At 73.4% G+C, this 10,444-nt stretch carries 9 protein-coding genes and 1 pseudogene; 1 reads left to right on the forward strand and 9 read right to left on the reverse strand.

Annotated features, from left to right (window positions below; genetic code table 11):
• Positions 1 to 564 precede the first annotated feature (564 nt).
• The 8 genes and pseudogenes from ACZ55U_RS20620 to ACZ55U_RS20655 form a co-directional block, all read right to left on the reverse strand.
• Positions 565 to 666: a hypothetical protein gene (locus ACZ55U_RS20620; protein WP_465527592.1), complete on the reverse strand. Its 102-nt coding sequence runs from the start codon at positions 664 to 666 to the stop codon at positions 565 to 567.
• A gap of 10 nt (positions 667 to 676) precedes the next feature.
• A pseudogene (locus ACZ55U_RS20625) lies at positions 677 to 787 on the reverse strand (DUF6087 family protein); the annotation flags it as partial.
• A 34-nt stretch (positions 788 to 821) separates the two neighbouring features.
• Positions 822 to 1,361, reverse strand: coding sequence for a hypothetical protein (locus tag ACZ55U_RS20630; RefSeq protein WP_465527593.1), 540 nt, complete (start codon positions 1,359 to 1,361; stop codon positions 822 to 824).
• 193 nt (positions 1,362 to 1,554) lie between these two features.
• Positions 1,555 to 3,132 carry a sensor histidine kinase gene (locus ACZ55U_RS20635; RefSeq protein WP_465527594.1) on the reverse strand — a complete coding sequence of 526 codons (1,578 nt, stop codon included), beginning with the start codon at positions 3,130 to 3,132 and terminating at the stop codon, positions 1,555 to 1,557.
• Entirely contained in the window at positions 3,129 to 3,872 is a 744-nt protein-coding gene (locus ACZ55U_RS20640; RefSeq protein ID WP_465527595.1) for a response regulator transcription factor, read from the reverse strand. Before ACZ55U_RS20640 ends, ACZ55U_RS20635 begins: the two co-directional genes overlap by 4 nt.
• A gap of 63 nt (positions 3,873 to 3,935) precedes the next feature.
• Positions 3,936 to 5,477 carry a streptophobe family protein gene (locus tag ACZ55U_RS20645; protein ID WP_465527596.1) on the reverse strand — a complete coding sequence of 514 codons (1,542 nt, stop codon included), beginning with the start codon at positions 5,475 to 5,477 and terminating at the stop codon, positions 3,936 to 3,938.
• A gap of 90 nt (positions 5,478 to 5,567) precedes the next feature.
• Positions 5,568 to 7,817, reverse strand: coding sequence for an MMPL family transporter (locus ACZ55U_RS20650; RefSeq protein ID WP_465527597.1), 2,250 nt, complete (start codon positions 7,815 to 7,817; stop codon positions 5,568 to 5,570).
• 744 nt (positions 7,818 to 8,561) lie between these two features.
• Positions 8,562 to 9,272 carry a hypothetical protein gene (locus tag ACZ55U_RS20655; protein ID WP_465527598.1) on the reverse strand — a complete coding sequence of 237 codons (711 nt, stop codon included), beginning with the start codon at positions 9,270 to 9,272 and terminating at the stop codon, positions 8,562 to 8,564.
• Positions 9,273 to 9,430: 158 nt separating this feature from the next.
• Between ACZ55U_RS20655 and cpt the strand changes: the two genes are divergently transcribed.
• On the forward strand, positions 9,431 to 9,964 hold the full coding sequence (gene cpt, locus ACZ55U_RS20660) for a chloramphenicol phosphotransferase CPT (RefSeq protein ID WP_465527599.1): 534 nt from the start codon (positions 9,431 to 9,433) through the stop codon (positions 9,962 to 9,964).
• Between the two features lie 220 nt (positions 9,965 to 10,184).
• Here cpt and ACZ55U_RS20665 read toward each other — a convergent pair whose 3' ends face one another.
• Positions 10,185 to 10,385, reverse strand: coding sequence for a hypothetical protein (locus ACZ55U_RS20665; protein ID WP_465527600.1), 201 nt, complete (start codon positions 10,383 to 10,385; stop codon positions 10,185 to 10,187).
• Positions 10,386 to 10,444: the final 59 nt, after the last annotated feature.

Here is a 10,444-nt window from a genome sequence, read left to right on the forward strand (position 1 = left end):
GGGGGTGTGTAGGGAGGGTTTTTTTTTTGGTGCGAATGAAAAACAGGTGAGGGAGGGGGGAGCGGCGAGCCCCCCCCCCCCTCCCCCCTTCCCCCCCTCCCCCCCCCCCCCCCCCCCCCCCCCCCCCTCTCCCTCCCCCCCCCCCCCCCCCCCCCCCCCCCCCCCCCCCCCCCGCCCGGCTCTCGCAAGTCAGCCGACAGAGACGGTCTGACGCTCGTTGTGCTTGGTTGAGCGCGGTCCAGCATCATGGTGAACTCGTCAGTCGGCATGTTGTCGATCAGGTCGCGCGCCGCGGCGACACCGTCGCCGTACGAGAACAGCGTGGACTGCTGCGCCCCTGTCGTTTCGGTCGGGCTGGCCTGTCCGGGAACGACTGGCGTGTTCCCCTGCGGCGATGCGCTGGCAGAGGACTCCCAGCGGTGGGAGCCGCCGGCGCCGGGCCGGGAAGGTCGGACAGCCGGTCAGGCGCGGCGGCGGGGGTTCGGCGCAGCACGGCATCCGGTCCGATGGTGGATCAGGTCCGCCCGGCTGTCGTGGGTCGGGCGGGTGGTGTCGGCGCGGGGGTCAGGGCCGGCGGTGGCGGCCGGAGCCGGTCACCACCACGGTCGTCGCTGGTTCGTCGGTGAGCGCCATCGCCGTCCAGGTGTGCCCGTCCCATTCCTGCAACAGCCGCGGGGCGGGTGGGGTCGATGTGTGCGGCGGTCGTGGTGACGACCCGGCGGGTTCCGACCGGGCGAAGGCGCTGGCTGCGGCGCGCGGCCCACTCGCTCAGCGGTTCGTCGTCCACGGCCCGTTCCGTTTCTCGCTGGGGGTCGGTGCGGTCAGCGTGGCAGGGGCTGGGTCTCGAACTCCTCCCACAGCCGCCAGGCCCCGTCCTGGCGCACCCGGTGCTCGCGCTCGCCGTCGCGGAACGTCGTCGCCGACCAGGCCGGTTCGGCCGGCGAGTACAGCCACAGGGTGCGGGCGCCGTCGTCGTGCGATTGAACCGCGTGTGTGACGCCGTCCAGGAGCAACCCCATCAGGAAGGTGAAGGCGGCGTGGTCACCGTGCTGCTTTCGGCGAGGGGGCCACCCGGTGCCGGTGCCGACCTCCAGGACGCGCTGCCCGGAGCGGGCGTCCAGGTGCTCCAGCATCGCGGCGACCACCGAGGGCTGGGAGGCCGAGCTGATCGGCACACTGCCGGGCTGCTCGCCGTGGTGGCGGCCGTCGTCCCACTGCGTGACGATCGGGATCTCGGCCGCGGTGGCCGTCGCCCAACCGCCCGGGTCCGCGGTCCTGCTGACGGGCCGACTGGTGTTGGTGGCCGGGTCGTGCGCCCACATCAGGTCCGGCAGGAACAGGGAGCGGGGAACCGCGGTCAAGGCGGCATCCCGGGTGCGGGCGGGCCGCCCCGGTGCGGGGCGTCCCGCCTGCTGCGCGGTGCTGGTCACTTCCGGCGCCCTCCGTCACCGGGCGGCGTGCTGCCGTCGGGGTTCGGCGGGTCCGCCGGCGGCGTCCACGGGGTGCCCGGGTACCGCCCTCGACGAGGTCGGGAGTACGCCGAGATCGGGCGGGTCACTGGTGCGATGGCGGGGGCAGGGGGAGGAGGACACGGAAGGTGCAGCCCCGGCCGGGGGCGGTGTCGAGGGTGATACGGCCTGCGTGGGCGGCGACGAGCGCCTGGGCGATGGCGAGGCCGAGGCCGGAGCCGCCGGTGGCGCGGTTGCGGGAGTCGTCCGCGCGGTAGAAGCGGTCGAATACCCGTTCGCGTTCGGTGGGGGTGAGGCCGGGGCCCTGGTCGGCGACCTCGAGCACGGCGTGGGCGCCGACGGTGCCGACGCCGATGCGGATCCGGGTGCCGGGCGGGGTGTGGGTGACGGCGTTGCCGATCAGGTTGGTGACGACCTGGCGGAGGCGGGCCTCGTCGGCGATGGCGGGGGCGTTGGACGGTTTCCCTCCGCCGGGTCCCGTGAGAGTGACCGGGCGGTCCTTGTCCAGGGCGCGTACGTCGCGGAGGGCGTCGGCGGCCAGGGTGCGCAAGTCCATCGGGGCGAGGTCGAGGGCGAAGGCCGGTACCCGGCCGAGCCCGGCGGCCGCGTTGTGGGTGTCCTCGTCGAGACGGGCGAGGAGGAACATCTCCTCCACCAGCCGGGTGAGGCGTTTGGACTCCGCCGCGATCCGGGTCATGGTCCGGTCGAGGTCCTCGGGGGTGGACAGGGCACCCATGCGGTAGAGGTCGGTGTAGCCCTTGATGCCGACGAGGGGAGTGCGGAGCTCGTGGCTGGCGTCGGCGAAGAAGCGCCGCGCTCTCGACTCGGCCTCCGCGCGGGCCTGGAACGCCGTGTCGATCCGGGCGAGCATCTGGTTGAGGCAGGCCGCCAGGCGTCCCACCTCGGTGTGGGGAGCGGCCAGTTCCGGGACCCTGTGGGAGTAGTCACCGACGGTGATCGCCGTCGCGGTCTCCTCGATCCGGGTCAGGGGGCGCAGGCCGGAGCGGACGGCGAACCAGCCGACGGCCGTCAGGACCGCGAGCAGTGCGGCCCCCATGGTCAGGGAGAGGGTCCGGGTCTTGGCGATCGTGCGGTCGACCTCGTCGAGGGCGGTCGCCACGACGACGCTGCCCCGCCCCTCGGACGGGTCCGGCGGGACGAGCAGGGTGGGCTGCGTGAGGGCGACCACCCGCCAGTCGTGCTCGCCGTCACGCGAGGGCACGGTGAAGGGGCGGCCGCCGCGGGCGAGGACGGCCTCGCGGTCGAGGGGAGGCGTTTCGGGGCCGCCGCCGGGCGGCGTGGGGCTCACGTCGAACGCCCTGCGGGTGGCGCCCCCGTCGTCGAGGTACGTCACGGTCGTGTCCCCGAGGACGCCCAGGGCCTGCACGCCCGTCGGAGTACCGGTACCGGCGGGCGGCGAGAGACGGGCCGCGATCTGGCCGGTGAGGACCAGCCGGTCGTCGACGCGGTCCTGGAGGTATCCCTGCAGGGCCCCGGTGACGAGCAGGCCCGTGCCGATGAGGCCGACGGCGACCAGGGCGATGGACAGGCACAGCAGGCGGGTGCGCAGCGACAGTCCGCTCAGCCCGCGCCGGATCGGCGACAGGAGGCGCGCGGCTGGGGCCTGGGCGTGGGGCGGGGCCGGTGGCGAGGGGCGCGTCACGGGCGCGGCCCGCGGATCACGTACCCCACCCCGCGGACGGTGTGGATGAGCTTGGGCTCGTCGCTGTCGACCTTGCGGCGCAGATAGCTGATGTAGGTGTCGACGATGCCGGCGTCGCCGCCGAAGTCGTACTCCCACACGCTCTCCAGGATCTGGTTCTTCGTCATGGTCCGTCCGGCGTTCGTCACCAGGAAGTGCAGCAGGCGGAACTCGGTCGGGGACAGCCGCACGCTGCGCCCGGCCCGGGTGACGTGGTGGCTTTCGGGCTCGACGGACAGGTCGCCGACGGTGATCCGGGCCGTCTGCTCGCCCCGGGTGCGCCGCAGGACGGCGTGGATCCGGGCGATGAGCTCCTCCAGGTCGAAGGGCTTGGTGATGTAGTCGTCGCCGCCGAGGCTCAGGCCGTGCAGGAGGTCCTGGCGGTCCTCGCGCGCGGTGACGAAGAGGACCGGCACGTCGCCGCCGCGGCCGGGGTGGGACGTCCGGGGCTGGGCGCGCAGGCGGCGGATCACCTCGAAGCCGTCCATGTCGGGGAGCATGACGTCGAGCAGGACGAGATCGGGTGTGTGCCGTGCGGCGACTTCGAGGGCCTCCTGCCCGGTGCCGGCGGCGTCGACGTCGAAGCCGGCGTAGCGCAGGGCGGTGCGCAGCAGTTCCCGGACGGTGGGCTCGTCGTCGACGACGAGCAGGTGGTCCGGTCGGTCACCCGCGGGTCGGGGCGGGTGGGTCGGTGCCGCCATGGTGTGGATCGCCGCCTTCGGGGACAGGGTTGGCCGGGGTCCTCCCAGGAGATCACACGGAGCTCAGGAGGCGGGTTCGGAGGAGCGCGGGGAGGAGTTCCGGGAGGATGCCCGGCGGGCGGGCGCGGGGGCGGGGGCGGGCGCGCGGGCGACGTTCTGCGGCGCGGCCCCGGGGACGTGGACGGCCCGGTCGCGGCGGCGGGCCCGCCACTCGTGGAGGCGGCTGCCGCCGTAGCCCGCGAGGGCGGCCAGGGCGACGGCGGCGAGCGCCGACAACCCCGGGCGTCCGTCGAGGGCGGCGGTCATGCCCCCCATCTCGTTGCCCATCAGGCTGACGCCGATCCGCAGCGACCCGCGGGCCACCAGGGGCAGCAGGAGGAACGGGAGGCCGGCCGCGATCCCCAGGCGCATGGCGGTCTCGGTGTGCCGGTCGAACACGGCCTGGGCCTCCTCCCGTCGGGTGCGCGCCGGGGTGCGGGCGGCGGCGAGATACCCGGCGATCACCAGCAGGAGCGAGACGAGCAGCAGCCCGATCAGCCACACCGGCACACCCGCACCCGACCAGCCGCCGATGCTCAGGGACCTGTCCGTGCCGGCGGCGTCGCCGCCGGCACCCCCGCCGAACATGCCGGACATCCCGCCGCCCTCGGGCCTCAGGCGGTGCACTCCGGCCTCCCACGGGGTTCCCGGCCCGGCGGTGAGCAGCACGGCGACCAGGTTCGGGCCGACGAGCAGCAGCGCCCCGGCCGCCTTGACCGCCTGCTCCCGGCCGGCCAGGGCCGCGAGTCCGGCGACGAGGGCGACAGCCAGGACCGAGCAGCAGAGCACGGCGGCGATGCCCGTCAACGTGGACGTGACGGCGTGCCACCTGCGTCGCGCCTGGCCCAGGGTGAGGGCGCGCGACAGCGTCGTCCGCCGGGCCGTGACGCAGCCGATGCCGAGGACCACGCACACCCACAGCAGCCCGAAGAAGACGGTCACCGCGACGTTGGTGTCGAAGACCACCGAGGACAGTCCCGAGGTGAGGCCACCACCGCCGCCGAACCGGCCGAGCGCTCCGGACGAGCCGCCGTTGCCGAACCGCCGCGTCACGCTCTCCGGCAGCCGGGCCGTGCCGTGAGCCGCGGCGGCCAGCAGGGGAAGGAGCACGGCCGCGACCGACACCGCGCCGCCGAACCGGGCCCACAGCATCTCCGAGGCGGGCTGTGGCCGCCGGTGCAGGGGGCGGAAGAACCCGATCGCCAGGACGGCCGTGCCCAGGAAGGTCAGGGTCAGGGGCGTCACCGAGAGTACGCCGGTCAGACCGAGGTCCAGGCCGCCACCCCCGCCGAGCAGCCCGCCGAGCCCGCCCCCGCCGAGTCCGCCGTCGCCGCCGGACCCGGGCATGGCCGCCGGCTTCACGGTGATGTCGCCGCCGAAGGCCATGCCCACGGCCGTCGGCACCAGGCGGGAGACTGGGGCGATCGCATCGGCGCCGAGGGCGGCCAGCGCCGCCCAGGCGGTGGCGGCCATGACCACCAGGGCGGCCACGATGGACAGCGCTCCTTCGAGGACGTGGCGCCAGAGCGTGCGGGCGGAAGCGGGGCGTGGCGGGGCAGCGGGCATGAGCGGCCTCCTGTGCGTGGGGATTCGGGGCGGACGGTGCCGGAGGATCGGGCCGGGAGCGAAGCCCCGGCCCGAGGAGGAGCGGACGGCTCAGGTACCGGGCGTACGGGGGCTTCCGCTTCCGGGCGCTCCGGCGACGGGGTCCGGGCCCGCGGCGGACGACACCTCGGCCGGCACGGCCACGGCCGCGCCCGAAGCCCGTTCGAGCCGCTCGCCTTCGACGTCGAGGTCGGGCAGGAGGCGGTCCAGCCGGCCGGGCAGGTGCCAGGCGCGTCGTCCGAGTAGCGCCAGGACGGCCGGCACGAGGGCCATCCGGACGACGAACGCGTCGAGGAGGACGGCCGCGGCCAGCCCGAAGCCGATGGCCTTGAGCATCTGCTCGTCCGATCCCATGAACGAGGCGAACACCGAGATCATGATCACCGCCGCGGCGGTGACCACCCGCGCGCTGTGCTCGAATCCGCTGACCACGGCTTCCAGCGGCGCCTGCCCGTGCACGTACGCCTCGCGCATCCTGGTGACCAGGAACACCTCGTAGTCCATGGCGAGGCCGAAGACCACGCCGACCATGAAGATCGGCATCATCGACATCACCGGCCCCGGCTCCGCGGCCCCGAGGAGGGACCCGAGCCAGCCCCACTGGAACACCGCGACCACCGCGCCCAGCCCGGCCACGACCGACAGCAGGAAGCCCAGCGCCGCCTTGAGCGGGACGAGCAGGGACCGGAAGACGGCGATCAGCAGCACGAACGCCAGGCCGACCACGAGACCCAGGTACGGGATCAGCGCGCCGGACAGTTTCTGCGAGACGTCCACGTTCATCGCGGTCGTACCGCCGACGAGCACGTGGGCGCCGCTGCCCCCGGCCAGCGCCGGATCACGCAGCGCGTGCACGAGGTCGCCGGTCTCCGCGCTGCCCGGCGACGCGGTCGGGACGACGTTCAGGACCGCGGTGTCGCCGGACTCGCTGAGCTTCGGCTGCCCGACCGCGGCGACGTCCTTCCTTCCTCCGAGCCCCGCGGCGACGCTCTGCGCCGCCGCCTGGGCGCCGGCGCCGCCGTCGGCCTGGACGACCACGGTCAGCGGGCCGTTGAAGCCGGGGCCGAAGCCCTCGGAGATCATGTCGTAGGCCCGGCGCTGGGTCGTCGAGACGGACTTGCTCTCGTCGCCCGGCAGGCCCATCTCCAGCGAAGCCGCCGGGACCGCGACCACGCCGAGCAGGGCGACGCCGCCCAGGAGAACGGCGACCGGCCGCCTGACGACGAACCGGGCCCACCGCACGCCCAGGCCCGGCCGAGGTGCGCCCTTCACGCCTCTCCCCCGGCGCCGCGGGCGGACCGGGCCGATCCGGCGGCCGCAGATTCCGAGCAGGGCGGGAATCAGGGTGACGGCGATCAGCACCGCCATGACGACCGTACCGGCCGCGACGAGGCCCATCCGCGTCAGCAGCGGGATGCCCACCACACCCAGTCCCACGAGGGCGATCACCACGGTCAGACCGGCGAACACCACCGCCGAGCCCGCGGTGCCCACCGCGTGGCCGGCCGCCGACTCCCGGCCGCGGCCACGGGACAATTCGGCCCGATAGCGGGAGACCACGAACAGGGCGTAGTCGATGCCGACGGCCAGCCCGAGCATGGTGGCGAGCCCGGTCGTCGTCGAGCCGAGACCGAGCGGCTGCGCCAGCACCCGGATGGCCAGCCCGCTGATGCCCACTCCGAGCACCGCGGTCAGCAGCGGAAGTCCGGCCGCCAGCAGCGAGCCGAACGTGACGACCAGCACCACGGCGGCCACCGCCAGGCCGAGGGCCTCCGAGGAATGCCCGCCGGGCGCGGCGTTGACGGCGTTGCCGCCGACCTCGACGGACAACTCCGGCGAGCGTGACTGCTCGACGGTCGACAGCAGCGCGGTGCGCGAGCTGTCCTCCAGCTTCGACGCGGGGACCTGGTAGGAGACCTGCGCGTACGCGGTGGAGCCGTCCTCGCTCACCGACCGGGCAGTGAACGGGTCGGTGACCCGCGCGACCTGCGGATCGCTCCCGAGCGACCGGACCGTCCGCCCGATCGCCTCCTTCGCCCCGGGATCGGTGACCTTGCCGTCCTGCGCACGGAAGACCACCCGGGCCGTCGCACCGTCGGCGGTCAGCTCCGGGAAGCGATCCTTCAGAACGTCGTACGCCTGCTGCGCCTCCGTACCCGGCATGGAGAAGTCGTTCGGCGGCGGAGCGGCGGCCCGCCCGGCCAGCACCCCCGCCCCCAGGAGCAGTCCCACCCACAGCAGGGCGACCAGCCAGTGTCTCCGGAAGGAGAACCGGCCCAGCTTGGAAAGGAACGTGGCCACGGCAAGAGCTCCAAGTCGGTCGAGGCTCGGTGGGAAGAACCGGCACCGACGTTTTCAGCCCTCTCTGGCTGCCTCGGTAGAGAATCTGGGAGTCCTCTGAGAACTCCGGCCGCCGTCCATCGCCGGAACGGCGGCAACCGGACACTCCTGCGATCGGCGCTCCGGGATTCCCAGGAAGCTCTTCCACTTCGGGCGCTCGCTGCTCGGTTGTGGCGGAGCCGTCCGGAGCGCTGGGCGAGCACGCTGGGCGGCTGGGACCGGATGGGACCGGCCGGGCTCCTGGATTCCGGATCACGGCATGCGGTCCGCGCTCAGGGCCGCCGGGTGGCCCCCAGCCGACGCCCGCCGACTGCCCTTTCGGGCCCCCGCCGCAATCGCGCCCCGGCCATGGTCCCGGGGCCCGGGCGGGTCATTGGTTTCCTAGTGGAGCGGGATGGGGGTGAGGCCGGGCTGTCGTAGAGAAGGGCTGGCCCGTGTCCGGCGGCGGGCGGACGACATGCCTTGGCGTGGCTCGGCCGTGCGCATCCGACCGGGCGAACCGGTCCAGGGAGACACGAAGCCGGCCCACGCCGTCGCCCGCCTGGATCGCGGTGCGGTGCGCGTCGAACGTCGCCCGGTCGCAGCGCAGTTGGAAGACGTCGTGCGAAGCGGCTGAGTCGATGTCGAGGGTGGCGGTGGCATCGCCGTCGCCATTTTCCGCACCAACGGGGTGGTCGTGCGAGTGGCTTGCCTCGATGCCGGGTTTCAGATAGCGATCGGGAGGGTCTCGATCCAGCAGTCCGCGGCCTTGGGCGCGATCATGGTCCGGGCGTCTTCCGCATCGGTTTCGGTGAGGAAGACGCCGGCACCCGAAATGCCTGCCCCGTTGGCTTGTTCGACTCGGGTCATGACGACGTAGACGTGGCGATAGCGTTCTCGGCGGACCGGGCCATCGTCGGTGGTGCTCAGAGCGGTGATCAGTTCCTGCACCGAGGCGAGGTTGAATCTGGGCCCGGCGCTGAACAGCGGCTCGCTGGGCCAGCGAGGCCTGCCGGCGTCGACGTCGTTGAAGAAGCTCTGCCGAGTGGGTGACAGGACGCCCTCGCGCCAGCCGACGGCCATGGCCACGACGTAGTCGGTTTCGCCCTTGCTTTCCAATATGAAGACGCGGTCATCCCGGTAGAAACGGACGCTGGGGTAGGCGGTCTGAATGCCTTCGGCCTCCTGGACAGTTGCGCATCGGATGACCAAGCCGTCGTAGAAGTCCCGGATCCTCAGGACGCCAGCCGGTTTGAACAGTACGTCGATCGTGGTGTTGGCCGGGCCACCAGGGCGGTCCAGGTCCGCGTGGCTGCGCAACAGCAGCTGGCCGTGGCTGTTGGCGTAGGCACAGAGCTCGAACCTGCGGGCGCTTCTGAAGAGTTCCGTGCCCGGCTGCAGCGCGGACCCGGCGTTGAGCCACTCCTCGGTTCCCATGCGGGCAACGCTGTCGGTCCTCTCCGCCCCTCGTCAACTCGATTGAATTGGGGAGGTCCCCGAGGATCGCGACGATCAGGGTCGCCTTGTCCGCTGGGCTGTGCCGGTTCGCCCGAAAAGATGTTGGATTGGTATCCGGGCCACCTTAGAGTGGCGCGATGGCGACTCAAGTGATCATTCTCAATGGCGGTTCCAGTTCGGGGAAGACCGGTCTGGCCCGCTGCCTCCAGGCCGTCCTGCCGGACCCTTGGCTGACGTTCGGGCTGGACACGCTGATCCAGGGCATGCCCCCGTCCCTCCTCGCCTCGGAGGAGGGGATCGACATCGGCACAGACGGCTCGGTGTCGGTAGGGAACGGCTTCCGGGAGCTGGAGGACGCCTGGATGGCGGGGATCGCGGCCATGGCCCGCGCCGGGGCACGGGTGATCGTGGACGAGGTCTTCCTCGGCGGCCCTGTCTCCCAGGAGCGGTGGCGGCGGGCCCTCGCAGGGCTCGAGGTGCTCTGGGTCGGTGTGCGGTGCGAGGCGGAGGTCGCGGCGTGGCGCGAGGTCACCCGGGCTGACCGGGTCGTGGGGATGGCAGAGGCCCAGGCTGTGGCCGTCCACCAGGGCGTGCACTACGACCTGGAGGTGGACACGGCCGGTACCGAGTCCGTGGAGTGCGCGCGGTTGGTCGCGGCCAGGCTCGGCTGACCCGCACGGCCGTCCCCCGCGCCGTCGGACGGCCTGAGGCCGCCGCACCTGGCAGAGCGCGGCCCAGGTCGGGCCCGGGTGGTCTCACGGTCGGATCCGGGGGTGTCCTCCCGGCCGGCACGCGCGAGCGGGCGGCGGGCGGGGTGCGCCGCAGGACGGCGACCGGGCGCGCGACGGCGGGTGCCCCCGGCCGGGGCTGCCGGGGGCACCTGGGCCGGACTCAGCAGAAGCCGATGAAGGAGTTGCTCCCGCAGCCGACACAGTAGCTCGCGAGGGTGCCGCAGCCGGCCTCCTCCAGGCCCGTGATGTCCTGCTCGCCGCCGAAGATCGCGGTCAGGTCCGGGTCACCGAGCGGGTATCCGGTGGCGGAGCGGTCCGCCTCCGGGTCCTTCCAGGCACGGACGATCTCGTGGTCGCTCATCTGGTTGTCCCTTCGGGTAGCGGTCGGCCGGGATGGCCGGACCGGGTTCGGGGGCGGGG

The organism is Kitasatospora sp. NPDC034533, assembly GCF_055575155.1.

Excerpts from the sequence above, each read along its gene's own strand:
- ACZ55U_RS20645 (WP_465527596.1), bottom strand. The coding sequence starts at position 5,477 with ATGCCCGCTGCCCCGCCACGCCCCGCTTCCGCCCGCACGCTCTGGCGC.
- ACZ55U_RS20655 (WP_465527598.1), bottom strand. The coding sequence starts at position 9,272 with ATGGGAACCGAGGAGTGGCTCAACGCCGGGTCCGCGCTGCAGCCGGGC.
- cpt (WP_465527599.1), top strand. The coding sequence starts at position 9,431 with ATGGCGACTCAAGTGATCATTCTCAATGGCGGTTCCAGTTCGGGGAAG.
- ACZ55U_RS20640 (WP_465527595.1), bottom strand. The coding sequence starts at position 3,872 with ATGGCGGCACCGACCCACCCGCCCCGACCCGCGGGTGACCGACCGGAC.
- ACZ55U_RS20665 (WP_465527600.1), bottom strand. The coding sequence starts at position 10,385 with ATGAGCGACCACGAGATCGTCCGTGCCTGGAAGGACCCGGAGGCGGAC.